Source organism: Salinisphaera orenii subsp. orenii MK-B5 (assembly GCF_003788635.1).
Taxonomy (GTDB): domain Bacteria; phylum Pseudomonadota; class Gammaproteobacteria; order Nevskiales; family Salinisphaeraceae; genus Salinisphaera; species Salinisphaera orenii.
Map to the genome: position 1 here is coordinate 83,511 of NZ_AYKH01000001.1, position 24,725 is coordinate 108,235.

Annotated in this window: 26 protein-coding genes and 2 tRNA genes; 9 read left to right on the top strand and 19 right to left on the bottom strand. The window is 64.7% G+C overall.

Annotated features, from left to right (window positions below):
* The first annotated feature begins 164 nt into the window (after positions 1–164).
* Positions 165–240, top strand: a tRNA-Thr gene (locus tag SAOR_RS00405).
* Positions 241–662: 422 nt separating this feature from the next.
* On the top strand, positions 663–908 hold the full coding sequence (locus SAOR_RS00410; RefSeq protein WP_185015490.1) for a transposase: 246 nt from the start codon (positions 663–665) through the stop codon (positions 906–908).
* 460 nt (positions 909–1,368) lie between these two features.
* Here the strand turns inward: SAOR_RS00410 and SAOR_RS00415 are convergent, their stop codons facing one another.
* The 4 genes from SAOR_RS00415 to SAOR_RS00430 all read right to left on the bottom strand — a co-directional run bounded on the left by SAOR_RS00415 (position 1,369) and on the right by SAOR_RS00430 (position 5,243).
* Positions 1,369–3,375 (bottom strand): DUF7305 domain-containing protein, encoded by a 2,007-nt coding sequence (locus SAOR_RS00415; protein WP_123629733.1) that lies wholly within the window; start codon positions 3,373–3,375, stop codon positions 1,369–1,371.
* A 41-nt stretch (positions 3,376–3,416) separates the two neighbouring features.
* Positions 3,417–4,073: a prepilin-type N-terminal cleavage/methylation domain-containing protein gene (locus SAOR_RS00420; protein WP_123629734.1), complete on the bottom strand. Its 657-nt coding sequence runs from the start codon at positions 4,071–4,073 to the stop codon at positions 3,417–3,419.
* Positions 4,070–4,576, bottom strand: coding sequence for a type IV pilus modification protein PilV (gene pilV / locus SAOR_RS00425; protein WP_221179819.1), 507 nt, complete (start codon positions 4,574–4,576; stop codon positions 4,070–4,072). Before pilV ends, SAOR_RS00420 begins: the two co-directional genes overlap by 4 nt.
* Before the next feature lie 163 nt (positions 4,577–4,739).
* Complete coding sequence (locus SAOR_RS00430; protein WP_123629736.1) at positions 4,740–5,243, bottom strand: GspH/FimT family pseudopilin; 504 nt, start codon at positions 5,241–5,243, stop codon at positions 4,740–4,742.
* Positions 5,244–5,343: 100 nt separating this feature from the next.
* On the opposite strand from SAOR_RS00430, the gene SAOR_RS17250 reads away from it, so the two are divergent.
* Positions 5,344–5,817: a type IV pilin protein gene (locus SAOR_RS17250; protein WP_123629737.1), complete on the top strand. Its 474-nt coding sequence runs from the start codon at positions 5,344–5,346 to the stop codon at positions 5,815–5,817.
* 211 nt (positions 5,818–6,028) lie between these two features.
* Here SAOR_RS17250 and lspA read toward each other — a convergent pair whose 3' ends face one another.
* Genes lspA through murJ form a run of 3 tightly spaced genes read right to left on the bottom strand, consistent with a single transcriptional unit; the run spans position 6,029 to position 9,050 of the window.
* A complete protein-coding gene (gene lspA / locus SAOR_RS00440; protein WP_123629738.1) occupies positions 6,029–6,547 on the bottom strand; it encodes a signal peptidase II in 519 nt (172 codons plus the stop codon).
* Positions 6,544–7,482: a bifunctional riboflavin kinase/FAD synthetase gene (locus SAOR_RS00445; RefSeq protein ID WP_221179820.1), complete on the bottom strand. Its 939-nt coding sequence runs from the start codon at positions 7,480–7,482 to the stop codon at positions 6,544–6,546. Before SAOR_RS00445 ends, lspA begins: the two co-directional genes overlap by 4 nt.
* Before the next feature lie 2 nt (positions 7,483–7,484).
* On the bottom strand, positions 7,485–9,050 hold the full coding sequence (gene murJ, locus SAOR_RS00450; RefSeq protein ID WP_123629739.1) for a murein biosynthesis integral membrane protein MurJ: 1,566 nt from the start codon (positions 9,048–9,050) through the stop codon (positions 7,485–7,487).
* Between the two features lie 154 nt (positions 9,051–9,204).
* Here murJ and rpsT point away from each other — a divergent pair, with 154 nt between their 5' ends.
* Positions 9,205–9,477: a 30S ribosomal protein S20 gene (gene rpsT, locus SAOR_RS00455; RefSeq protein WP_123629740.1), complete on the top strand. Its 273-nt coding sequence runs from the start codon at positions 9,205–9,207 to the stop codon at positions 9,475–9,477.
* A 94-nt stretch (positions 9,478–9,571) separates the two neighbouring features.
* Here the strand turns inward: rpsT and proB are convergent, their stop codons facing one another.
* The 4 genes from proB to rplU form a co-directional block, all read right to left on the bottom strand.
* Positions 9,572–10,714, bottom strand: coding sequence for a glutamate 5-kinase (gene proB / locus SAOR_RS00460; RefSeq protein ID WP_123629741.1), 1,143 nt, complete (start codon positions 10,712–10,714; stop codon positions 9,572–9,574).
* Positions 10,698–11,762: an Obg family GTPase CgtA gene (gene cgtA, locus SAOR_RS00465; RefSeq protein ID WP_123629742.1), complete on the bottom strand. Its 1,065-nt coding sequence runs from the start codon at positions 11,760–11,762 to the stop codon at positions 10,698–10,700. Before cgtA ends, proB begins: the two co-directional genes overlap by 17 nt.
* A 107-nt stretch (positions 11,763–11,869) precedes the next feature.
* Positions 11,870–12,142: a 50S ribosomal protein L27 gene (gene rpmA / locus SAOR_RS00470; protein WP_123592653.1), complete on the bottom strand. Its 273-nt coding sequence runs from the start codon at positions 12,140–12,142 to the stop codon at positions 11,870–11,872.
* A gap of 30 nt (positions 12,143–12,172) precedes the next feature.
* Positions 12,173–12,487 carry a 50S ribosomal protein L21 gene (gene rplU, locus SAOR_RS00475; RefSeq protein WP_123592656.1) on the bottom strand — a complete coding sequence of 105 codons (315 nt, stop codon included), beginning with the start codon at positions 12,485–12,487 and terminating at the stop codon, positions 12,173–12,175.
* A gap of 163 nt (positions 12,488–12,650) precedes the next feature.
* On the opposite strand from rplU, the gene SAOR_RS00480 reads away from it, so the two are divergent.
* The 3 genes from SAOR_RS00480 (at position 12,651) to SAOR_RS00490 (ending at position 14,305) form a co-directional block, all read left to right on the top strand.
* Positions 12,651–13,619 (top strand): polyprenyl synthetase family protein, encoded by a 969-nt coding sequence (locus tag SAOR_RS00480; protein ID WP_123629743.1) that lies wholly within the window; start codon positions 12,651–12,653, stop codon positions 13,617–13,619.
* 2 nt (positions 13,620–13,621) lie between these two features.
* Positions 13,622–13,698 (top strand) — tRNA-Pro (locus tag SAOR_RS00485).
* Between the two features lie 220 nt (positions 13,699–13,918).
* Positions 13,919–14,305, top strand: a complete 387-nt coding sequence (locus tag SAOR_RS00490; protein ID WP_123629744.1) for a DUF2267 domain-containing protein — start codon at positions 13,919–13,921, stop codon at positions 14,303–14,305.
* A gap of 534 nt (positions 14,306–14,839) precedes the next feature.
* Here SAOR_RS00490 and SAOR_RS00500 read toward each other — a convergent pair.
* Entirely contained in the window at positions 14,840–15,280 is a 441-nt protein-coding gene (locus SAOR_RS00500; RefSeq protein ID WP_221179821.1) for a hemerythrin domain-containing protein, read from the bottom strand.
* Between the two features lie 177 nt (positions 15,281–15,457).
* Between SAOR_RS00500 and pilB the strand changes: the two genes are divergently transcribed.
* Positions 15,458–17,182, top strand: a complete 1,725-nt coding sequence (gene pilB, locus SAOR_RS00505) for a type IV-A pilus assembly ATPase PilB (protein ID WP_221179822.1) — start codon at positions 15,458–15,460, stop codon at positions 17,180–17,182.
* 72 nt (positions 17,183–17,254) lie between these two features.
* Here the strand turns inward: pilB and clpA are convergent, their stop codons facing one another.
* The 5 genes from clpA to SAOR_RS00530 form a co-directional block, all read right to left on the bottom strand.
* The gene (gene clpA / locus SAOR_RS00510) at positions 17,255–19,516 is read right to left on the bottom strand and encodes an ATP-dependent Clp protease ATP-binding subunit ClpA (RefSeq protein ID WP_123629747.1); all 2,262 of its coding nucleotides are present in this window, start codon (positions 19,514–19,516) and stop codon (positions 17,255–17,257) included.
* Between the two features lie 61 nt (positions 19,517–19,577).
* Positions 19,578–19,910 (bottom strand): ATP-dependent Clp protease adapter ClpS, encoded by a 333-nt coding sequence (gene clpS / locus SAOR_RS00515; RefSeq protein ID WP_123589783.1) that lies wholly within the window; start codon positions 19,908–19,910, stop codon positions 19,578–19,580.
* A 180-nt stretch (positions 19,911–20,090) separates the two neighbouring features.
* The gene (gene plsX, locus SAOR_RS00520) at positions 20,091–21,104 is read right to left on the bottom strand and encodes a phosphate acyltransferase PlsX (RefSeq protein WP_123629748.1); all 1,014 of its coding nucleotides are present in this window, start codon (positions 21,102–21,104) and stop codon (positions 20,091–20,093) included.
* A gap of 59 nt (positions 21,105–21,163) precedes the next feature.
* A complete protein-coding gene (gene rpmF, locus SAOR_RS00525; RefSeq protein WP_123589785.1) occupies positions 21,164–21,346 on the bottom strand; it encodes a 50S ribosomal protein L32 in 183 nt (60 codons plus the stop codon).
* 41 nt (positions 21,347–21,387) lie between these two features.
* Positions 21,388–21,921, bottom strand: coding sequence for a YceD family protein (locus SAOR_RS00530; RefSeq protein WP_123629749.1), 534 nt, complete (start codon positions 21,919–21,921; stop codon positions 21,388–21,390).
* Positions 21,922–22,059: 138 nt separating this feature from the next.
* On the opposite strand from SAOR_RS00530, the gene SAOR_RS00535 reads away from it, so the two are divergent.
* Positions 22,060–22,650, top strand: a complete 591-nt coding sequence (locus SAOR_RS00535) for a Maf family protein (protein WP_123629750.1) — start codon at positions 22,060–22,062, stop codon at positions 22,648–22,650.
* Positions 22,651–23,002: 352 nt separating this feature from the next.
* Here the strand turns inward: SAOR_RS00535 and SAOR_RS00540 are convergent, their stop codons facing one another.
* Positions 23,003–23,677 (bottom strand): HAD family hydrolase, encoded by a 675-nt coding sequence (locus SAOR_RS00540; RefSeq protein ID WP_123629751.1) that lies wholly within the window; start codon positions 23,675–23,677, stop codon positions 23,003–23,005.
* Entirely contained in the window at positions 23,674–24,561 is an 888-nt protein-coding gene (locus SAOR_RS00545) for an RluA family pseudouridine synthase (RefSeq protein ID WP_123629752.1), read from the bottom strand. The genes SAOR_RS00540 and SAOR_RS00545 overlap by 4 nt, the downstream gene beginning before the upstream one ends.
* Positions 24,562–24,725: the final 164 nt, after the last annotated feature.

Here is a 24,725-nt window from a genome sequence, read left to right on the forward strand (position 1 = left end):
CGCTCGACGCCCTTCAGTCCTGTACCGACGATTCGTGAACGATCGCCAAGCCCGTAGCAAATGAGTCCGACGCTCCCGCACGAGGCATCGCCAATTCGTTTCCGTGAAGCTTTCCGGTTGCCTTAGGCCGTAAAGCTTTATAGAATCGCGCCTCGCCGAACCGGGCCGGGGTAGCTCAGTCGGTAGAGCAACTGATTCGTAATTAGTAGGTCGGAGGTTCGATTCCTCTCCCCGGCACCAATTAAAACCGGCACTTACACTTGAATCAGCCTCCCGTGTGGAGGCTTTTTTGTGTCCATGGACACACTCTTGGACACACTTTCATGGTTGGCATCGCGCTTGCGTGCGCGCATTCACTATTCGCACGCCACCGAAGTAGAAGGCCGCCTACCCGATTTGCAATATTGGAGCCGGCGGATAACGCCCCGACCATTAAGGCGCTGCTGAAAAACACGCCCAGTCTGCGCGATACGTACAACGTAAGCTCGCAACTTCTGGAGCCTGTTTGATACGAAGTCGGTAAACTACCATCGTTGTTCTCTCACGCCCCGGGCGACGGATTTCGTCGCCGCCGAACATGCGCTACGCCGGCTCCGATCGCTGTTAGATGTGGCCTGACGCTCGATAGACGGGACGTAGACGATCAGCTATTCGCGTATCGGGTGACCGCGATCGCCCCGCGACGCCTTATCCAGGCCTTGTTGCTTCGGATCCTGCACTGCACCGTCAGTTTCATCGCGCATCTTAGCTACAACATGCTCTATCGCTGGTTTATCGGCCTGTCGTTGAACGATTCGGGCTGGGGTGCCGCGACCCTGACCAAAAACCGGCGGCGCTTTATCGATAGCCTATACATCGATTGTTTGCTCGACACCGTTGTCGACCCGACCATATCCCGCCAGCGGTAACGCCGAAGTCAATGCTGAACTTTGAGTTATTGGATCCAAGACAGGGCGAATGCCGGCTGACCGTTGGCGCCGAAAAGAACTATTACAGGCATCACTTTGCACGAGGTACGCGACGACGGGCAATACTACGCCGCATGTCGGTCAAAACATGCGGGGCCGCCCATACCAAGCGGGCCTTCGCCAGCTAGAACCTTGTACGGATGGCCGCCTCGGGGCGGCATGAGGGCGTTTCGGAGACGATATACCTATGAGAGGCAGATTTTGAACCATTCTGGTGACTGAGGCGGCTAACATATAAGCATAGGCCGGTGATTGACTTTTATCTTCTGGGCATACACAACGATTTTGTCACTATCGCAGAAGCGCCCTAGCGCATTCGGTGAAGCGTCGGCGCGACCATGAATCTCGCTAGTCCGACTTGAGAGCCTCGCCAATGGGGAATGTAGCGACGTCGCGAGTATTAATCGCCGATAACTTCCCACCACGTCAGCATGTGCGAAGGCTCTAGACTGTCGTCTTCCTTTCCGAGCGTGACCGTTGCGAGCGCCTCATCGTAGTGAATATCACCGCTGCCACTCATATCAATGCGTTTGGCGACCACGCCACCATAAACATCGCCACTACCGGTGATCTCTACATCAGTCTCGGACGCGTATACCGCGATGAATGCGTCGTTGTCTCCATCAATCGTGACGCCAGCTATCCCATTGCCACCGACTTGGTTATAGGCGCTGTAAAGCATTACCGCTGGACGCTTTTCGCCATCCGCTCCGGTCCGCACGAAAGAATCTTGGGTTACCAGGTTGGAGCCTCCCCCCAGCATAGTTTTCCCGGTTACGAAAAGTGTCAGGGTCGCACCATCTGCGACATCCAGCTGCGTATTGCCACCAAGTTGGAAGTCGCCGAGCACGACAAGAGAGACATGTCCTTTAATCGTAAGCCGCTCAAGACGGCCGCCCGTGGTCGCATTATGATTGATCAAAAATAGGGTCTGTTTATCATCGGTACCGATAGTGGTGTTCGCGGCGTCCCGATCTCCTTCTCCTCCAGTGAATTCAAAGGCTGTGTCATTAATTTGATAACAGTATTCGCAATCATTCACCTCGAACCACGAAGCCATCGTTCTAAGTCGACTGTCGTTGAGAACCTCCGTGAATACAGCACCGAGTTCTCCTGTTTCCGGATCTTTAACCTCCCAGGGTGCACAATCTAGACTGGGGTCATAGACGGGTTCAACCTCGGGAATATCCAGCTGAGATGGCGGCAAATTTGCGCTATAGCTCTGCAGGATGAGTCTTTTTTCGCTGTTATTTTTCCACCAATCCGGCACTTTGATCGCACCGCCGGCTTTGACAGATGGTGGTGGGCGGCTCGTGGATTCAATATCGACCCGGCCACCCGCAACGACGCCGCCGTTACTGGCTGAGGCGCTTGAGAACGCCGCATCACCGCCCGCGGTGATCGTACCTTCCACTCGACCGCTCGAATCAAAGTTGCCTCCGACCACCGCATTGCCTTCGAGTATCCCGGATGTCCCAAAACTAACATTGCCGCCGACGATGAGATCTCCATAGATATGGCCATTGAGATCGCTGTCGATGTAGTCTTCTAGGTAAGCATTACCGTTAACACGAACATCACCGAAGACAGGGGTCTGACTGTCCATCTGCAGGTTACCCGTGCTGATGAGATCGCCATAGATCGGCGAGTTGCCGTTGAGTGTTACGTTTGCATTGCGCTCACAAGTGCGGGAGGCGGCGCCGTCAAAGATCGACTCGGTGCCGCTATCCGTCGAATTACGGTTGACAAACGTCGACTCACCGGAGGTTACAGTCTCACCATATTCGCCATAACGCGAATCATAACTATCGATCTGTGCCCCCCCTCCAAGCGAGATGCCGTCGATACCGGTTACGCCGCCAGTGAATGGAGAGCGCACTTTGCCACGGCGGGGAGGAGCGATATAAGCGCCAACCGTTCGCCGCGCTACGATAGCTCCGCCTCGTGATATGTGCCCAGTCGATATAACTTCGAAACGCTCGGCGGCGGCATTCCAATAGCCGCCATCCGAGCCAGCCGCTGCGATGCTGAATTCAGCACCCGAATCATCGCCCAAAAGGGGCGCTGGAGTCTCATGTTCGCTTATTAGCGTTCGCCAAACTGACTCGATCTCATCATCGTCGCCGCTTGCGACCGCAGCACTCACAGCGTCACTGTCAGCGACGTTTCTGGCGACAGCCAAACCTGCTTCCGCTGCCAGAAAACTGTTGGCCTGCGTATGCTGATTGGCGGCCATGCGTTCTTGCAGGGTCGATTGATCCGCACTCGACAGCGTGATCATCGACAACAGCGTGAGCATAAGCATCGAGACAACGAGCGCCGCTCCGCCCTGGCGGGCCCCGAACGTTGCATGTGCGGACAGCGGCTGTCGCAAAACGCCGTGCCGACGTCGGCGATCCGATCTCATGGCGTCCCGGGCTGTCGTCGGTTGGGACGTGCTCAACCGACTCACAAGCCACTCTCCGTGTGCGTGAGCGGCGTCAACGTATTATTGCGAACCGCGACCGTGAATTCGATCGACGGCAACGCGCGATCAGACGGCGTCACCCCGACAGCCACGGCACCCCGAAACGTGAGATTGAGGCGCACCGTCCGCACGGCCTCAGCGTCGGTGATGCCGCTGGAGACATAGCGCAGATTGCCGTCGCCGGTCTCGACCCCGAACCAGATCCGGTTGAGGACCACCCCCTCAAGCAGCCCTTCTGGACTCTGACTGGTGCCGATCTCGCGCTCAACGTAGCGAACTGTGGGATCGCCGCTTTCCGAGTCGGGCTCAAAGTCGTACACGGACTCGAATGCAGTCGCGCCCTCGCAGTAGCGCGCTGTGAGAATCCGCTCGGCGGCGTCCCAGGCCAGCGCCGCTGATAGTGCACCGCAATCGTCGCTCTGATAGCCCGCCATGCGGATATCCCGTGCCATGAAGTCGGTGAGAAAACGAATGTCCTCGGCGACCCTGTTGAGATGCGCCTGTGCGTCTTGGGTCTGACGACTCGCGGCGAACAGTCCGACCACACCCAGCAACAGCAGACTGCCGATCAGCAGCGCAATCATCAGCTCGACCAACGCCAGGCCCTGCACGCGACGCTGTTTGTCGGCGAAATTCATGCCGTACTCAACCGGAACAGATAACGCAGCGAACGCGGATCATCGGTTGTCTCTTCGAGCTGGCTTCGCTCTGTCCACTGCAATGTCAGCTGATACACGCCGTCACCCACTGACTCCAGCGAGATGTCGACGGTACCGGCGAAAAGGCGACGCGTATTCGCCACCCACCGATGCATGTCGTATGTGGCAAGAGCCAGCGCACTGCAGTCAGCCTCCCCGCCCTGACAGTCCGTGGCCGTCTCGGTATCGTCGATGTCTTCGGGATCGGTTTCGACGTATGTGTCTAGCGCGGCCCGATTCGCACGCATGCGCTCTTCCAGATCCATCGCCTGGACGCTAGCGATCGATGCAAGGTACGCGCTGTGGCTGTAGGCCAGCGCATTCATCTGAAGCGCTAGCACGCCGAGGATTCCCACGGACAGAACGACCAATGCGATCAACACTTCGATGAGCGTGAAGCCTCGGACAGAACGCGGGCAGGCCTGAAGCGGACCAGTGCGCACGACCGCTGCTGCCCAAAGGCATGGTTCATTGCCACGTCCCGGTGGTGACCTTACACCTGTACCCATCCGATCGCGCCTCGACTCCGTCGCGCGATGCGTACACACCACGCAATAACGGAAACGTTATCGGCAGCGTTCCCAGAAACCGAAGGCCTGAAGTAGATCAGCAGTTGCCGTCGCGCTCAGTGCGCACTCGTCCCGTTCTCGATAGCACAACCTCCCGCGATTGGTCTCCTGCGCAGAACGTGGTCGTGCCAGCAAGAAATGCACCGCCGGACTGTTGCGGCACTCCGCTCGGTCCAAATCGGATATAGGGATCCGATCCGCCGAAGTTCACGTTTATTCGAATATCGGATGCGGGCTGCCATGCGCGCTCGGTCGCACTCGCCGCCGCCGGGTCGGTCGTGATCAGCCAGCCCGAGGAGTAGCCGACACCGGTGCTGCAACGGGTGCCATCGCTGGACGGGCACACCAGCGCGATCCGCCCCTCGCGCACCGCGAGACTCCGAGCCCCCTGAATCGCTGCCACGTACTCGTTGACGCTGCTCGTTAGCCGCATCCGCTCGAGCAGAGAGGCAAACGACGGCACCGCGATGGTGGCGAGCAGACCTACGATGAACACCGTGATCATCAGCTCGACCAATCCGAAGCCTCTGTTTTGCTCCATGTCCGCCCCCGCGCGTGACCGGCCCTATCGGACCTGTTGAAAAACGCTACGCGAGCCACACCACACGGTCAAAGCGCGCAATTCGGTTATTCTGAGTCGCATGTCTATACATGTTCAGCAAGACAAAGCAACCTTCGGAAAGCCGTGTGTTAGCCCGTCATTCCTGTCGACGGACGAGGCACAGGGCCGGCGATGCGCGGGCGAAGGCAGCTCCGGGTTCACGCTCATCGAATTGATGATCGTGCTCTTGATCGTGGCGATACTCGCCGCGATCGCCTATCCCGCCTATACGGGATATCTACGAAGTGCGCAGCGCGCTGATGCTCAGGCCGCCCTCATGAATGCGGCGCAGCGACTGGAGCGGCGTTATACCGCCGCGGGCGAGTACAGCGCCGCGCAGACAACGATTGCTTCGGAGCAGGGATACTGGACGGTGAAGGTGGACATCACGGATAGCGGCCAGAGTTATTTCCTCACCGCCCAGAAGACGGACAAGGGCGTGACGGACGCCACCTGCAGCGGCAGCATGACCCTAGACCCTCAGGGTCGACGCGAACCGGATTCATGCTGGTGAGCCCGTTTCATACGCGCCATTATCGACCCTCGCGACGACATATCGACAACGAACCAATTACCGAAGAGCATCGGTGCGGCCCGCAAGCGTTCAATCGACGCGACGAACGTCGTTCTCGGCGAACCCGGCCACTCTTGTCGATAACAAAAGCGAATGGCTGTCGGGGCACGCGCTCACGTCAGTTAGTTCTAGGCGTCTCCGGACCAAACAGTCAACGTACTGGCGGGTCATTCCGCCCAAAGAGCATGTCGACACCAAGCAGAATGGCGCCGAGCACGATGGCGCTGTCGGCGACGTTGAACGCGGGGTAATGCCAGCCCTGGATGTGAAAATCCACAAAGTCGATGACGTAGCCCCGGGTTGCGCGATCGATGGCGTTGCCGAGCGCACCGCCCAGAATCAGCGCCAGCGACGCCGCGACCAGCCGCTCGCCGTGGGGATGGCGCCGCATCCAGATCAGGATGCCCACGGAGACCAGCACGCTGAGTGCCACGAACAGCCACGGGGTGGCGCCGGCGAATATGCTGAACGCCGCCCCGGTATTGTGCATGAGCGTGAGGTTGAGCCAGTCGAAGACCGGAATACGATCGAATAGCGCCAGGTTGTTGACCACCAGCTGCTTGGTGATCTGATCGGCCACGATGAGCACGGCGGACAGCCACAGCCAGTGCGCGTTCTGTAGCTGGAAGCCCCGCTCGTGGGTCACGGCCTTTTCGGAGGAAGACGTCATGATGATCGGCGCTCTTGCAGGCACGCGCGCACGCGGTCGACGTCGCGGTGCATCTGGTCGGTCAGCGCCTCGAGCGAGTCGAAGCGCACTTCTTCACGGATAAACGACTCAAAGGATACGTCAACCCGCTGCCCGTATAAATCGCCCTCGAAATCGAGCAGGTACACCTCGAGCAGCGGCTCGCGCCCGTTGACCGTGGGCCGCACACCAAAACTCGCCGCGCCGCTTCGACGCGTGCCGTCGGCCAGCCCGACCTCGACCGCGTAGACACCGTAGCGCGGTGCAGGCCGACGGGCCAGCCGAATATTAAGCGTCGGAAAACCGAGCGTACGCCCCAGGCGTTCGCCAGTGACCACCCGGCCACTCACACGATAGCTGTGGCCGAGCAGGCGCGCGGCCTGATCCGGCCGGCCGTCGGCGAGCGCGCGCCGCACCCGGGTGGAACTCACGCGGGCGCCGTCCACACAGATCTCCGGCAGCGGCGCGATGTCCACGCCGCGCTGCGCCGCATGGGCCCGGAGCAGCGCGACATCGCCCGTACGGCCCCGGCCGAAACGGAAATCTTCGCCGACGAGAATATGACGGGCGTCGAGTCGTCGTTCGAGCAGATCCGTGATGAACCTGTCCGCAGACATCGCCGCGAATTCGGCATCGAAACGTGCGCAGGCGACGATGTCCACGCCCAGCGCGCGAGCGTCCTCGAGCTTTTCCCGCAGGGATGACAGCCGCGCTGGCGCGCCGTCCGGATCGAAAAAGGCCCGTGGCATCGGCTCGAACGTCATCACCACGCTCGGCAGCTGCAGTGCTCGCGCACGCTCGCGCAGGCGGGCGATGATCGCCTGATGGCCGAGATGCAGGCCATCGAAGTTGCCGATCGTCAGCACGCAGCCGCCGGGCAACCCCGCGCAGCGCTGGACCGAACGGATCACGCGCACGATCAGCGCTCCGCCGGCAGGGCGAGATGACGCGGCCGCACCCCGGCGAGCGCCAGGACGACGAAATAGACGCCGATACCGGCGCCCACCCAGGCGAACAGCCAGCCGACGCGCTGCAGCGCCGCGCGCCCGACCCACACGTCCAGATCCGCGGCGCCGTAGACCAGCACCGCCGCCATCGCGGCGCAGCCCAGCAGCACACGCAGTGCCAGCCAGCGCCAGTCCGAGCCCGGCGTATACACCCGGTCCCGGCGCAGATACCGGTACAGCAGTCCGGCATTGACGAACGCGCCGAGCGAGGTCGCCAGCGCCAGGCCGGAATGGGGCGCGGGCAGGCTCAACGCCGTGAACGCCCCGACGAACAACAGATTCATGGCCATCGCGCTGACCATCGAAATCACGCCGCAGCGGACGGGCGTGCGCGAGTCTTCGCGCGAGAAAAAGCCGGTCACCAGCACCTTGACCAAGGAAAACCCCATGAATCCAAACGCATAGGCCATGAGCGCGTACTGACTCATCAGCGCATCATGACCGGTGAAGGAACGATAATTGAACAACGTGGCCACCAGCGGCCCGGCCAGCACGAACAGGCCGATCATCGCCGGCAGCCCCAGCAGGACGATCATCTTCAGCGCCCAGTCCAGCGTATCCGAGAAAGCCGCTGCCGATCGGCTCGCATGGCGCGCGGACAGGTTCGGCAGGATCACCGTCGCGATCGCGATCGAGAACACCCCCAGCGGGAACTCCATCAGTCGGTCCGCGTAGTAGAGCCAGCTGACGCTGCCCGAGGCCAGAAACGACGCCATGATCGTATCAAGCATGAGGTTGATCTGGGCCACCGACGAACCGAACAGTATCGGCAGCATTAGTGACAGAATGCGGCGAACCTGTGGATCGTGCCAGCCCCAGCGCGGACGCGGGAAATGCCCCAGCCGGGCGAGAAACGGCAGCTGGAAGGCGAGCTGGACCACCCCGGCGATCAACACGCCGATCGCCAGCGCGATCTCCGGGCGAGCGAACCAGGGCGCCAGTCCGATCGCGACACTGATCAGCGACAGATTGAGCAGCACCGGCGTGAACGCCGGCACCGCGAACTGACCGTAGGTGTTGAGAATACCGCCCGCGAACGCCGTCAGGGAGATGAACAGCAGATAGGGAAAGGTCAGCCGCAGCAGATCCACGGCGAGATCGAACTGCTCGGTCGCGCCGGCGAACCCGGGCGCGAATAGATAGATCAGCAGCGGCGCGCCGACGATGCCGACCACGGTCACACCAATTAGAATCACGCCGAGCGTGCCCGCGACAACGTTGATCAGATCCTGTGTGGCTTCGGTCCCGTCGCGGCTTTTCGTCGACGACAGCACTGGCACGAAGGACTGGGCGAACGCGCCCTCCGCGAACAGCCGACGCATGAAATTGGGGATCTTGAAGGCGACGAGAAACGCGTCCATGCCCGGCCCGGCGCCGAACAGGATCGCGAACGCCATGTCGCGCAGAAACCCGAACACACGCGAAGCGAGCGTCATCACGCCGACCACGCCCGTGGATTTCGCTAACGACGATGCCATCACTCAAACCGTGAACCGCAGAATGCGGCGCACTATAGCGGCAACCCGACCGGCACTAAAGGCGAGTGCTCCAAAAAGTTGACAACGCGCCCCCGAATCACAATAATCGCGCGCCTGACAACGATTCATCCGACCGATTTCTCAGGAGCTGTCCGTGGCGAATTCTGCCCAAGCCCGCAAGCGCGTCCTCCAGGCCGTCACCCGTCGTGAACGCAACATGGCGCAGCGCTCGCTGGTGCGTACCCATATCAAGAAGGTCCGCAAGGCGATCGCCGCCGGTGACTCCGCCGACGCCATGGCCGCGTTCAAGGCCGCGGTACCGATCATCGACCGCATGGCCGGCAAGGGCCAGATCCATCGCAACAAGGCCGCCCGTCACAAGTCGCGCCTGAACGCCCAGATCAAAGCCATCAGCCAGCAGGCCTGATAGACAGACAAGATCGGCGGCGATCCCCGACGCTGCCGAGATCGAAGAAGCCCGCTCGCGCGGGCTTTTTTCATGTCCACCGTAGAGGCGACGCTCAGGCCAGCGTGCGCGACACCACCAGGTTGTTGCGGTGGATGAACTCGGGCTCGCCTGCATAGCCGATGAGTTCGGCGATGCGCTCGCTCGACTGGCCGGCAAGCAGGCGCGCCTCGCGCGCGTCGTAGTTCGCCAACCCCTGGGCGATCTCCTCGCCGGCGTCGCTCAGGCAGGCGACCAGATCGCCCCGACGAAAATCGCCCTCCACGGCGGTGATGCCGATGGGCAGCAGACTGCGCCCGGCGTCGCGCAGCACGCGCACCGCGCCGGCATCCAGATGCACACGTCCGCGCACGCGCCGCTGACCAGCGATCCAGTTCTTGCGCGCCGCGCGCCGGGCATTGCGATCCGGTATCAGCATCGTGCCGACCGGCTCGCCGCCGACCACACGCGCCAGCACATCCGGCAACAGGCCGTCGGCGATCACCGTGGTCGCGCCCGAGTCGGCGGCCTGGCGGGCGGCGATCACCTTCGTGCGCATGCCGCCACGCCCGAGCGCCCCGCCGCGCTCGCCCGCGGCGGCCAGCAGCGCCGCGTCGGTCGCCTCGCGGATATCGATCAGCGTCGCGTCCGGATGCGTGCGCGGGTCGGCGTCGTAGACCCCCGCCTGGTCGGTCAGGATGATCAGGCCGTCGGCATCGAGCAGATTGACCGCCAGTGCGGCGACGGTGTCGTTGTCGCCCACGCGGATCTCGTCGGTCACCACCGCGTCGTTCTCGTTGACGATCGGTATGACATCCATCTCCAGCAGCGTGAGCAACGTGCCACGCGCGTTGAGATAACGCCCTCGATTGGAGACATCGTCGTGCGTCAGCAGCACCTGGGCGGTCTGCAGACCGTGCGTCTTGAAACAGCGGTTGTAGGCCTCGACCAGCCCGGCCTGGCCCACCGATGCCGCCGCCTGGAGCTCGTTGAGCGCGGTCGGCCGGCCCGGCCAGCCCAGCCGCACGAGGCCCTCGGCGACGGCGCCCGAGGACACCAGCACCACCTGGGCGCCGGCGGCGTGAAGTGCCGCGATCTGGCCCGCCCAGTTTTCCAGGCGCTGCGTGTCGAGACCGCGCCCGTCGGCGGTCAACAGCGCGCTGCCGATCTTGACGACCCAGCGCCGCGCGGTCTTCAGCTGTTCACGCGTCGTGATCATCGCTCGCCGTGATTTCGTCCGTGGTGTCGTCCGACCGCTCGGCAACCGACTCCAGATACGACATCGCGTCGCCGAGCAGCGTCTCCAGCGTATCCGGCCGGATCGCGGAGACCGTGTAGATCGGCCCCTGCCAGCCGAGCTCGGCCGCCAGCCGACCGCGCAGCGTCTCCAGCGCCGAGGCCTCGGCCAGCTCGGCCTTGTTGAGCACGAGCCAGCGTGGCCGCGTCGCCAGTTCCGGGCTGAACTCGGCCAGCTCGCCGGCGATGGTGCTCACCTGGGCCACGACGTCACGCTCTTCCGGATCGACCAGGTCGACCACATGGAACAGCAGGCGCGTACGCTGCACGTGGCGCAGAAAACGGTGCCCGAGTCCGACACCCGACGCGGCGCCCTCGATCAGGCCGGGCAGATCGACCAGGGTGAAGCTGCGCAGCGGACCGACGCTCACCACACCGACCTGCGGCTGCAGCGTGGTGAACGGATAATCGGCGATGCGCGGCCGCGCACCGGACACGCCGGAGAGCAGCGTCGACTTGCCCGCGTTCGGCAGACCCACGAGACCCACGTCGGCCAGCAGCTTGAGCTCCAGCCGCAGCTCGCGGATCTCGCCCGGGGTGCCGTCGGTGGTCTTGCGCGGCGCCTGGTTCGTGCTCGACTTGAACCGCGCGTTGCCCAGGCCATGATAGCCGCCCTGTGCCACGCGCAGGGTCTGGCCGTCCCGGGTCAGATCGCCGATGAATTCGTCGGTCTCGCGCGCGTAGCAGAGCGTGCCGACCGGCACCGGCAGATAGCGATCGGCCCCCTTCGCCCCGGTCCGGTTCTTGCCGGCGCCGTTGCCGCCGCGCTGGGCCTTGAAGACGCGGTTGATGCGGTAGTCGTAGAGCGTGTTGAGATTGTGATCGGCACGCAGATACACGCTGCCGCCGTCACCACCGTCGCCGCCGTCGGGGCCGCCGTGGGGCACGTACTTCTCGCGGCGGAAACTCAAGCTGCCATGTCCGCCGTCGCCGGCTTCCACCCTCAGATTGGCTTCATCGACGAACTTCATGGTCGCGTCTTCCGTTGTTTCGGGCCGTGCATGATCGCATGGGCCACCGACCGGACATAAAAAAGCCCCGCGCGAGGCGAGGCTTTCAGCGCGTTGCGCCCGAACCGTCAGCCGGCGGGCTGCTCCGCCGGCTCGATCGAGATGAACTTGCGATTCTTCGGGCCCTTGACCGCGAAGTTCACCACACCGTCGGTATTGGCGTAGAGCGTGAAGTCGCGGCCCGTGCCGACATTGCTGCCCGCGTGGAAGGTGTTGCCGCGCTGGCGCACGATGATGTTGCCGGCCTTGACGCGCTGGCCGCCGAATTTCTTCACGCCCAGGCGTTTCGATTCGGAATCGCGACCGTTGCGGGTGCTGCCGCCTGCCTTTTTATGTGCCATGGTCTGGGTCCTCTAACCGATGCGTTGCGATCAGGCGCCGGGAATCGACGTGATCTTGAGCTGGGTGTAGTGCTGGCGATGGCCGTGGGCACGCCGATACTTCTTGCGACGCTTGAACTTGACCACCTCGATCTTGTCGCGGCGCGCATGCGTCTGCACTTCCGCGGAGACCGCCTTGCCATTCAGCAGCGGCGTGCCGATCTGCACGTCATCACCGTCCGAAATCAGGAGCACGTCCGAGAGTTCGATCGTGCTGCCGGGCTCGGCATCGAGCTTCTCGACGCGCAGGACGTCGCCCTCTGCCACCCTGTACTGTTTACCGCCGGTGCGAATTACCGCGTGCATGACCACTCCACGTCGCCTGTTGCTCTTGGGCTCTCGCCCGATGAAAGACGCGGAATAATACGTGCTTTCCGGCGACCGGTCAACGCGCACACCATCGCCCGCGCGCCTTGACAGGCCGGGGCCGCACGCCTAAGTTTGCCGCTGTTTTTCGGTTCCGGGCAACATGAGTATTCAGCCGCTTTTCGAGCCGGTCGAGGACGACATGCGCGCGGTCGACGCCCTCATACGGCAGCGGCTGAATTCGGACGTGGTCCTCATCAACACGCTCGGCGAGTACATCATCGCAAGCGGCGGCAAGCGCCTGCGGCCCGCGCTGGTGCTGCTGGCGGCGCGCGCGAGCGGCTACACCGGCGATCAGCACCACCTGCTCGCCACCATCATCGAGTTCATCCATACCGCCACGCTGCTGCACGACGACGTCGTCGACGAGTCCACGCTGCGGCGCGGGCGCGACACCGCGAACACGCTCTGGGGCAACGACGCGAGCGTACTCACCGGCGATTTCCTCTATTCGCGCGCCTTTCAGATGATGGTGGAGCTCGACTCCTTCCAGATCATGCGCGTGCTCGCGGACGCGACCAACCGCATCGCGGAAGGCGAGGTCATGCAGCTGATGCACAGTCACAATCCCGACCTCGCGGAAAACGACTATCTGGAAGTCGTCGATCGCAAGACAGCCAGCCTGTTCGCCGCCGGCTGTCGGCTGGCCGCCGAGCTGGCGGGCTGCGACGCCGCGCGCTGCGACGCCATGGCCACCTACGGCCGACACCTGGGCGTGGCCTTCCAGGTCATCGACGATTCGCTGGACTACGGCCGCGGCGACGGCGACTACGGCAAGAACGTCGGCGACGACCTCGCCGAAGGCAAGGCGACCCTGCCGCTGATCCGCGCGCTGTCGCAGGTCGAAGCCGCCGTGGGGGAACCGATCCGCCGGGCTCTGCGGGACGGCGATCGCGATGCGCTCGACGATGTGCTGAAAGCGATTGAATCGACCGATGCGATGGAATACACTTGCGGCCGCGCCGAGGGCGAAGCCGACAAGGCCGTCGCCGCACTCGACGTTTTCGACGAGTCGCCGTTCAAGGCGACACTCGTCTCGCTGGCCGAGTTTTCGGTTCAGCGCCGATACTGAATCGGAGTATAGCTCAGCTTGGTAGAGCGCCACCTTCGGGAGGTGGAGGTCGTAGGTTCAAATCCTGCTACTCCGACCATCGACGCGATGTCCCGCCCCACCTGTGACCGCAGACCGTTTCCGGCACGGCGTGTCCACACGGCGGCCCGCGTTCTCCCGCCTGCATCCCCGCCCACCTGAATACCGACACCGAATTCCGGATTAATGCGGATGGCGACGTCATCACGTCCGGTTCACCCTGCACGAACATTCCGGTCGCCGACGCACCGGCGCGGCGGCCCGACATTGCAGGAGTCTTCATGCAGACCGATCGTTTCATCGCCCACGTCAACCACGCCTGCCCGTCCCTGGACGCGGATGTCGCCCACGAGGCCACGCTCATCACGCTGGAAACCCTGTGCGAGCAGCTGCCGCTGGATCAGGCCAAGCGCCTTGCCGCCCAGCTGCCCAAGGAATTGACGGAGGCCGTCGAGGCGGGCGGCGACCGAGGCGAAACCTCCGACGTACCGATCACGCTCACCGAGTTCTACAGCAAACTGATGTTCCGCACCGAGCTGGACGAGGACACCACGCGCCGCGTCGCCCAGGCGGTCGCCAGCGCGCTTCGCCAGGCCGTATCGGACGGCGAGATCTCCGATGTCGCGCTCGATCTGCCGTCGGAACTCGACCAGCTCGTCGCAGCCTGACACCGCGACGCGAAACTGCCTCAGCGAATACCCGGCCCGGAGAGACATCATGGCTCGATGCGACTGTTGCGGCAACGACTACGACAAGGCGTTCGTCGTGGAGATGGACGGCAAGCGCTACACTTTCGATTCGTTCGAATGTGCAGCGCACCGGCTCGCTCCGACCTGTCCCCAGTGTGGATGTCGCGTACTTGGACACGGCGTGGAAGGCGGGGGTCGCATCTACTGCTGCGCGCATTGCGCCGCCGCTGATGGAGCGCAGGATCTGACCGATCGGCGTTGACCGCCAACTCGCGCCACTGTCCCGCGGCTGCGGCCGGCGGGCGTGATCTCGCCGTCGGCCGGTTCCGGGCCTCGGCTCGCTGATCACGAAACCGAGCGAACCGAAAACCATCGGCGAGACGTGTCGGGACCGACGAGATTCGGAACACGATCACACAGATGCGCTCGATCGCCGAGCCGGACGGTATTTTCCGTTGCCGGCTGCAGGCCTCGAACGGAGTGACCTCAATCACCCCGGGCGATCGTCCCGAATCAGGCGGACATTTCGTCCATGAACGCGTCATATCGTGTTGCCAGATCGGTCTTTTCTTCCTCACCGAGCACCCGTCCGGCCTGTTGAAAAACCTCCTGTTCCTCTTCTTCCAGATGGTGCGTGACCAGTTTCCGCAGCTTTTTCGCATCGCTCAGCCACGCGGGCGAGCTGTAGTCGGTGGTCTCCAGCGACTCGACCAGTTCGTCGATCTCGTGGTGTTCGGCGACGCTGTGGCGCGCCTTTTCCTGCGTCATGTCGTATTCCATCAACGGCACATAGAAATACCGCTCTTCCGCCGCCGCGTGGTGGGCCAGTTCGGCCTTCAAGGCCGCGAAGATGCCGTCGCGCGTATCGCTGTCGCCATGCGTATCCGTGAGCGCGTCCAGCAGGCGACGCTGCTTGTCGTGGCTCTCGCGCAGGGCCTCGAATATGTTTTTCACGTATCTTCCCGGTTTGTGGTCGATCGCGCATGGTAGCGTCATGACAAACACCATAGAATCCGTACCGTTGCTGACGCACGTCGATCTTCCTCCGCGCCCGCTGGCCACCCGTGTCGGGGCTTTTGTGGCAGGCCATTCCACAGAACGGCCACGTTCGGGCCGTCCGGGGATGCCTCCATGGCGATGAACAGGCGCAACGCGTCGTCGCCTGCCCTCGGCGGTCTGGCGCGGCAGCTGGTCGAGGACGGCCTGATCGAGGCGGAGACCGCGGCGCAGGCGCAGCGCGAGGCCGTCCGCGACGAGGAGTCGTTCGTCGCCCGCGTGGTGAATCGGGGCCTGCTCAGCGCCGCCGTTCTGGCCAAGGCGGCATGCGAGGAGTTCTCGATGCCGCTGCTGGATCTGCGGGCGATCGATCTGGCCCAGGCGCCGGTCCAGAAGGTGTCCGAGTCGCTGATCCGCAAACACGGCGCGCTGCCGATCTTCCAGCGCGGACGCAACCTGTTTCTCGCGGTGGCCGACCCAACCAATCTGGCCGCCCTCGACGAATTCCAGTTCAACACGGGGCTGAACATCGAGCCCGTACTGGTCGAGCAGGACAAGCTCGCGCGCGCGATCGACAGCGCGTTCAGCGCGATCGACAGTGCCATGGCCGGCCTCGACGACGTCTCGCTGGACAATCTCGGCGTGGATGAAGGCGAAACCGAGCTGCCCGACGCGACGCGGGTGGATTCCGACGATGCGCCGGTGGTGCGGTTCGTGAACAAGGTGCTGCTGGACGCAATCCACAAGGGGGCCTCGGACATCCACTTCGAGCCCTACGAGCAACGCTATCGGGTGCGCATGCGTCAGGACGGCGTGCTGCGCGAGGTCGCAGCGCCGCCGGCCGCGCTCGGGATGCGGCTGTCGGCGCGCCTCAAGGTAATGGCGCGTCTGGACCTCGCCGAGCGGCGCATCCCCCAGGACGGGCGCATCAAGCTCAATCTGTCCCGCAACCGGGCGATCGACTTCCGCGTGTCCACCTGCCCCACGCTTCACGGCGAGAAGATCGTGCTGCGTATCCTCGATCCGGCCAGCGCGCAGATGGGCATCGAAGCGCTGGGTTACGACGATGCCCAGCGCGCGCTGTTCGAGGAGGCCATCCATCGCCCCTACGGCATGGTCCTGGTCACCGGCCCGACCGGCAGCGGCAAGACGGTGTCGCTCTACACCGCGCTCAATATCCTCAATACCGCCGACCGCAACATCTCGACGGCCGAGGATCCGGCGGAAATCAATCTCTCGGGCATCAATCAGGTCAACGTCCACCCGAAGGTCGGGCTGACGTTCGCGACCTGCCTGCGCGCCTTTTTGCGCCAGGATCCGGACGTGATCATGGTCGGCGAGATCCGCGACCTGGAAACCGCCGAGATCGCAATCAAGGCGGCGCAGACCGGCCACATGGTGTTGTCGACGCTGCACACCAACGACGCACCGCAGACGCTCACGCGCCTGATCAACATGGGCGTGCCGGCCTATAACATCGCCGCCTCGGTTTCGCTGATCATCGCCCAGCGACTGGCGCGCCGCCTGTGCCCGCACTGCAAGCAGCCCGCCGAGATTCCGGCCGCGGAGCTCGTGGCGGAGGGCTTTCGCGAGGACGAGATCGACCACCTGAGGATCTTCGAGGCGAATCTCGAGGGCTGCGACAACTGCACCAAGGGCTATTCCGGCCGTGTCGGCATCTATCAGGTGATGCCGGTGACCGACGCCATCGGACAGATCATCATGGACGGCGGCAATGCGCGCGACATCGAGCGCCAGGCCGAATCCGACGGCGTACTGGATCTCCGCCAAGCCGGGCTGCAGAAAGTCCGCACGGGCGTTCTCGGCCTGGCCGAGGTCAATCGCGTCACCGTCGACTGAGCGCAAAGAACGCGTCAGGGCGACGCCAACCCCGTCGGCGCCGCCCCGAATATGCCGTTCCGCTGGCCGGGGTTAGGCCTCGGCCGTCTCCTTCGGCGACACGTCGAGCTCCAGTTCGTCGTCGTGCACCCGCACGACGACGCGACCGCCGTCGGCGAGCCGACCGAAGAGCAGCTCCTCGGCGAGCGGCTTCTTGATGTGCTCCTGGATCACCCGCCCCATCGGACGTGCGCCCATCTTCACGTCGTAGCCGCGCTCGGCGAGCCAGTGGCGGGCTTCCTGCTCGACCACGAGCTCGACGCCGCGGGCCTCGAGCTGGGCCTCCAGCTGCAGAATGAACTTGTCGACCACCCGCTCGACGACCTCGCCCTGCAGCGGCTGGAACTGGATGATCGAATCCAGCCGGTTGCGGAACTCGGGCGTGAAGCCGCGTCGGATCGCCTCCAGCCCGTCGCTGCTGTTGTCCGACGGGTTGAAGCCGATACCACGCCGGGCCATGTCCTCGGCCCCGGCGTTGGTCGTCATCACCAGGATCACGTTGCGGAAGTCCGCCTCGCGTCCGTTGTTGTCGGTCAGCTTGCCGTGGTCCATGACCTGCAGTAGCAGGTTGAAGATATCCGGATGCGCTTTCTCGATCTCGTCGAGGAGCACCACGGAGTGCGGCTGCTTGGTCACCGCCTCGGTGAGCAGGCCACCCTGGTCGTAGCCGACATAGCCCGGCGGCGCGCCGATCAGACGGGATACGGTATGCCGCTCCATGTACTCCGACATGTCGAAGCGGATCAGATCGACGCCCAGATGCAGCGAGAGCTGGCGCGTGACTTCGGTCTTGCCCACGCCGGTCGGGCCGGCGAACAAGAAGGAGCCGATCGGCTTGTCGCGGTTGTCCAGCCCGGAGCGCGACATCTTGATCGCGCTTGCCAGCGAAGTGACGGCCTCGTCCTGGCCGAAGATCACGAGCTTGAGATCGCGTTCGAGCGTCTTGAGGACATCGCGATCGTCGCGGGAGACGGTCTTCGACGGAATCCGCGCGATGCGCGAGACCATGTCCTCGATGTCACGCACCTGCACGGTCTTGCGACGCTTGCCGGAGGGCCGCAGACGCAGCCGCGCGCCAGCCTCGTCGATCACGTCGATGGCCTTGTCGGGCAGATGCCGATCGTTGATGTGACGCGCCGAGAGTTCGGCCGCGGCTTCCAGCGCCGGCTGCGTGTAGCGCACCTGGTGATGGCTCTCGAAGCGATCCTTGAGGCCGCGCAGAATCTGGACCGTATCCGCGACGGTCGGCTCGGGCACGTCGATCTTCTGGAAGCGACGGGCCAGCGCGCGGTCCTTTTCGAACACGCCCCGGTATTCCTGGTAGGTGGTCGCGCCCATGCAGCGCAGCTCGCCCGAGGCGAGCTTCGGCTTGAGCAGGTTGGAGGCGTCCATGACGCCGCCGGAGGCCGCGCCGGCACCGATCACCGTGTGGATCTCGTCGATGAACAGGACCGAGCCTTCCTGCTTGCCCAGTTCGGCCAGCACCGCCTTCAGCCGCTTCTCGAAATCGCCGCGATACTTGGTGCCGGCGATCAGCGCGCCGAGATCCAGCGCGTAGATCACACTCTTGCTGAGCACATCCGGCACCTCGCCGTCGACGATCTGACGGGCCAGCCCCTCGGCGATCGCAGTCTTGCCCACACCGGCCTCACCGACCAGCAGCGGATTGTTCTTGCGCCGCCGGCACAGCGTCTGCACCACCCGCTCGATCTCTTGATCGCGGCCGATCAGCGGATCGACCCGGCCTTCGGCGGCCTTGCGGTTGAGATTGGTGGCGTACTGGTCCAGCGCCGACTTCGACTCGCCCGCCTCGTCGCCGGTCTTCTCGGCGCTGTCGGTCGGCTGCTCGCCGGACTCCTCGCCCGACTTGCTCACGCCGTGGGAGACGAAATTGACCACGTCCAGCCGGGTGACGCCCTGCTCGCCGAGCAGGTACACGGCGTGGGACTCCTGCTCGGAGAAGATCGCGATCAGGACGTTGACCGCCGTGACCTCTTTCTTGCCGGACGACTGCACGTGATAGACCGCACGCTGCAGCACGCGCTGGAAGCCCAGCGTCGGCTGCACCTCATGGTCCTCACCTGCCGGCACGACCGGCACGTGGGTATCGATATAGCTCTTGAGTTCGCGCTCCAGGCGCGCGATGTCGGCGTTGACCGACTCCAGCACCTCGATCACCGCCGGATTGTCGAGCAACGACATCAGCAGGTGTTCGACGGTCAGCATCTCGTGGTGCTGCCGCCGGGCCACCATGAAGGCGGCATCGAGTGCGGTTTGCAGTTCCTGGCTCAGCATTTTGCGTCCCCGAACTTGGCGTTCGATTGAGGCCGGATCGTCCACCGCCGATCGGCGGCGATCAGGCTTTTTCCATAGTACACAACAGCGGGTGCTGGTGGGCACGCGCATGGTCGTTGACCAGTGCCACCTTGGTCTCGGCGACCTCGGCGGTATAGGTGCCGGCAACGCCCTTGCCGCGCGTATGCACGGTAAGCATGATCTGTACCGCCTGCTCCCGGCTCAGGCTGAAATAGGTGGTCAGCACCTCGACGACGAACTCCATCGGGGTGTAGTCGTCGTTGTGCAGCACCACCTTGTACAGCGGCGGCTGCTTGGTCTTGGGCTCGCTGGCCTGGACGGCGGTATCGCCGTCGTCCTCGACCATCGGATTCGGTTTGTCCTTGTCACTCATGACGTGCACCTCGGCTCGCGTGCACCGGCACGGCGCCGCGCGGGGTGGCCCCGTTGTCGCTGTACGCAGGATATAGGGATTTAGGGGCGCCGAATCAATCGTTCGAGCACAACCGAAAAGCGTCGAACGGGGCGACCGGGCGGCCGCCGTCGCCATACGCGCGGCGTAGCGGGCGCCGCCCTACTCGCCCAGGTTGTGCGCGAGCAGATCGTGGATGCGCCGGGGCACCTGCTGATCGACCGCCATCCGCGCGACGTTGATCGCGCTGGCGAAGGCAACCGCATCGGCGTCGCCGTGGGATTTGATCACCGTCCCCTGCAGGCCGACCAGGGTGGCGCCGTTGTATTGCCGGGGGTCCACGCGCAGACGAAAGGCCTTGAGCACCGGCATGGCGAAGAAGGCGGCCGTGCGGGTCAGCGCGTTGCGCGAGAACTCCTCGCGCAGGAACTGGGCGATCAGCTTGCCGAGCCCTTCACTGGTCTTGAGCGCCACGTTGCCGACGAAACCGTCGCAGACGACGACGTCGACGTCACCGATGTAGATGTCGTCGCCCTCGACGAAGCCGATGTAGTTGAGTTCGCTGTCCGCGAGCAGCTTGCCGGCCTGCTGGATCTGGAGATTGCCCTTAATCTCCTCCGCCCCGATGTTGAGCAGGCCCACGCGCGGCGACTCGATGCCGTGCACCGCGTGCGCCAGCACCGCACCCATCACCGCGAACTGGAACAGCTGCTCGGGCGTGCACTCGGCGTTCGCGCCCAGATCCAGCATCAGCGTGCGACCGCGACGCGACGGGATCGGCGACACGATCGCGGGTCGATCGATGCCGGCCAGTGTCTTGAGCACGAAGCGCGCGGTGGCCATGAGCGCGCCGGTATTGCCCGCGGACACACAGGCCTCGGCCTCGCCCGCCTGCACGAGGTTGATCGCCACGCGCATGGACGAATCCTTTTTCTGGCGCAGCGAGCGGGCCGGCGACTCGCACATGCCCACGACCTCGCCGGCGTGATGCAGACGCAGGCGGTCGTCGAAACGATCGGCCTTGCGGCGCCGCCCGAGTTCCTCGCGCAGGGCGGCTTCGTCGCCGACGAGCACGAGCGCGAGCTCCGGATGCGCCTCAAGACTGGCCAGCGCGGCATCCACGGCCACAGGAAGGCCACGGTCGCCGCTCATGGCGTCGACGGCAATACGAATCATGACAATGCGGGCGGGTCACGCGACCACTCGGCCGGTGACCCGCCGGAGCGTCGTCGTGGCTAGACGTCGTCGCCGAGTTCGACGACGCGGCGGCCCCGGTAGAAGCCGTCACGCGTGACGTGGTGACGTCGATGGGTCTCGCCCGTGGTCGCGTCGATCGAAAGCGTCGGCCGCACCATGCGGTCGTGGGTGCGACGCTTGTCGCGCTTGGAGCGGGATTTGCGGTTCTGCTGAACGGCCATGGCCTTTCGCCTGTATCAGATGGGTGTGTTCGTCGTGTCGTCTAATCGTCCCGCGTCAGCCGGTCGAGCCCGGCAAACGGGAACTGTCGTTCATCGGCCTCGGGCGCCGGTGCTTCCGGTTCGGCCGCGTGGCGCGAGCAGCAGTCCGCCCGCTCGCAGCGACCCACGCTCGGCAGCGCGAGCAACAACTCGTCGCTGATCAGCGCGTGCAGGTCGAGCGTGTCGCCCTCGGCCAGCACCGGCTCATCGGCGCGCGGCACGTTCGCCGCGGCCTCGTCGCTGCCCACGACCACCCCGGCGATCGGAGCGTCCATGGCCTGCGCGTAGTCTCGCAGACAGCGCTGACAGATCAACGTCAGCGTCGTCCGAATCGAGCCCTCGACGCGAACGCGCCGCTGGGCGTCCTCGAAGAACCGGAGTTCGGCCTCGACCTCGTCGTCCTCGCCCGGCCGGCGAGCGCAGACGGCCGCCACGCGCGGCAACCGCCCGAGAGTGATCGCACCACTCACCTCGCGCCGCTGGGTCGCCAGCCGCCGATAGTCGACGTGATGTGCCAGCGTGCCCGGCTCGTACATGGCGCGCGATGATAGGCCCCGGATCGGGGCAAGTCAAAGATTTTCGCCTTTGGCAGGCGCGCCCGGCCGGACCGCGCGCCCCGAGGGCCGTGATCCATTATCCTTGCCCACCCAGTTCCACCGCAAGCGCTGCATATCATGGCCAAGGACCATCCGCTGCTCATTCTCGCATCGAGCTCTCCGTGGCGCCGCCAGTTGCTGCGTCAGCTCGGCGTCCGCTTCGAAGCGACCGCCCCCGATGTCGACGAGACCGCGTTGCCGGGTGAACCGCCGATCGATCTCGCCCGTCGCCTCGCCCGAGCGAAGGCCGAGCGCGTGGCCTCGATGTGGCCGGAGGCGATCGTGATCGGCTCCGATCAGGTCGCCGACGTCAACGGCACCATTCTCGGCAAGCCCGGCAGCCGCGAGCGCGCGATCGAACAGCTGCAGCAGCAATCGGGGCAAACCGTGTACTTCCACACCGGTCTTTGCGTCTGCGCTCCCGGCCTGGACACGCCGCTGCTCACGGTCGAGACGGTGACCACGACCTTCCGCGAGTTGGGCGACGACGAGATTCGGCGCTATGTCGCCGCAGAGGATGTGACCGCGACCGCGGGCAGCATCAAATCCGAGGGCCTGGGCATCGCACTGGTGGAGTCGATCCAGTCGCGCGACCCGAGCACGCTGGTCGGCCTGCCGCTCATCGCGCTGCGGCACTTTCTGGCCCGGGTCGGCATCGCCGTCCCCTAGGCCGCCCGACGCCGGCCGACAGCCCGGAACGCATCGAGTACGGCGATCCGGCCAGGCGACTGATCGACGGGCCGCAAGCCTGTGCCCTCGGGCCCGGCTGCACGATGCGTCGTCGGAACTCGCGCGAGGTGGTCTTGTGATTCGCCCAGCGCGCGGGATCACGCCTGTGCGCCGCGGCTCGCGCCGAGCGCACACGTCTTCGCGCACCCGCCGGCCCGTCGAGTAGTGGACGGGATCGGCCGCGCGGGCCGGTAGCGATGATCGGGGCTGACGAGGCCTGCCGCCGGCCCTGCCGAACGCGCCGGCCGGGCAGGCGCATTCCACCCAGGTGCGACGCGGCCGCGATCGGTGGTCAGTCCTGCCGCGCCTTGCCCGCAGCCCGCCGATCGAGCCAGGCCGGCAGCGCCTCGACGCTGTCCAGCACCTCGAGCGCGCCGGCGCGGGCCAGCCGCTCGGCATCGTGCACGCCCCAGCCGACGCCCACGGAATCGACGCCGGCCGCGCGCGCCATCGACACGTCGTATTCGGTGTCGCCGATCATCAGCGCCCGCTCGGGCAGCGTGGCGGTGCGCAGGAGAATATCCTCCAGCATGTCCGGCGCCGGCTTGGGCACGGATTCGTCGGCGCAGCGCGTGGTCTGGAACAGATGCCGCGTGCCGCTCGACGCCAGCGCGTCGTCGAGGCCCCGCCGGCTCTTGCCGGTGGCCACGGCCAGCGTGAAATCCCGGTCCCGCAGCACGTCCAGCGTGGCGATCACGCTGGGAAAGAGCACGGCGCGCGAGCGCTGCATGCCGTAGCGGCGCCGATAGTCGTCGAGCCGGGCGCGCACCTTCCGGGTGTCGAGCTCCGGAAACAGCCGCGCCAGGACATCGTTGAGTCCGAGCCCGATCAGCTCGCGCATTTGCGCCGGCGTGCGCTCGGGCAGCCCGGTGTCCTGTATCGCCTGCTGCATCGAGCCCACGATCTCGCCGGCCGAGTCCATCAGCGTGCCGTCCCAGTCGAATACCAGCAGCTCGTAGGACTTCATTCCGCCGAGTCCAGTCGCTCGAGCACACGATGCAGATCGGCGGGCAGATCGGCCTCGAACGCGAGGCGGCGGCCGTCGTAGTCGATCTGGAGCTCGGCCGCGTGCAGGAACATGCGCCGCAGACCGCGCTCGCGCCAGCGCGTGGCCGCGGTGTTCGCCCCGTACTTGTCGTCACCGACCACCGGGTGGCCCTTGTACGCCGCATGCACGCGGATTTGGTGGGTGCGACCGGTGCGGATCGCCACCGACATGAGCGTCGCGTCGGTGAAGGCTGTCTTCGGTTCGAACCACGACAGACTGGTCCGACCGCCTTGGGTGTCCACCTCGACCATGCGTTCACCGCTGCGCTCGTTGTCGCGTGACAGCGGCGCGTCCACCTCCACCGCACCGTGGCGCCAGCGGCCGTCTACAAGCGCGAGATAGCGTTTGCTCGAGGAGACATCGTTCAGCGCGGCCCGCAGCCCATCCAGCGCGGCGCGTGAACGCGCGACCAGCAGGCAGCCACTGGTCTGGCGATCGAGCCGATGCACCAGTTCCACGAATTCGCCCGGCCTCAGAGCTCGCAATACTTCGATCAGCCCGAAGCGCAGGCCGGTACCGGCGTGGACCGCGAGCCCCGGCGGCTTGTTGAACACGAGATAGTCGTCGGTCTCCGCGATCAGCGCGCGCTCGACGCGTTTCAGCAGCGCGTCGGGCGGCCGCCCCGGCCCGGGCCGGTCGCGCTGGCGAACCGGCGGCAGACGGATCTCGTCGGCTTCGGTCAAGCGGGTGCCGGGCTTCGCGCGGCCGCGGTTGATCCGGACCTCACCGCTTCGGATGATGCGGTAGACACGCGATTTCGGCACATCGCGGAAGGTTCGCAGCAGAAAATTATCCAGGCGCATGCCGGAATCGTCGCGAGTGACGCGGACATAGCGCACTTGAGCATGCGTCGTTGTCAGATTACACTCCCAAGGTCGAGCCGATATAGCGGCCTGCGCTCTTATTCCTATCCCGAGCGGGCGGCGATCGCCGACCGACAGTCAATGCCACACGCTGCATCGCGCAA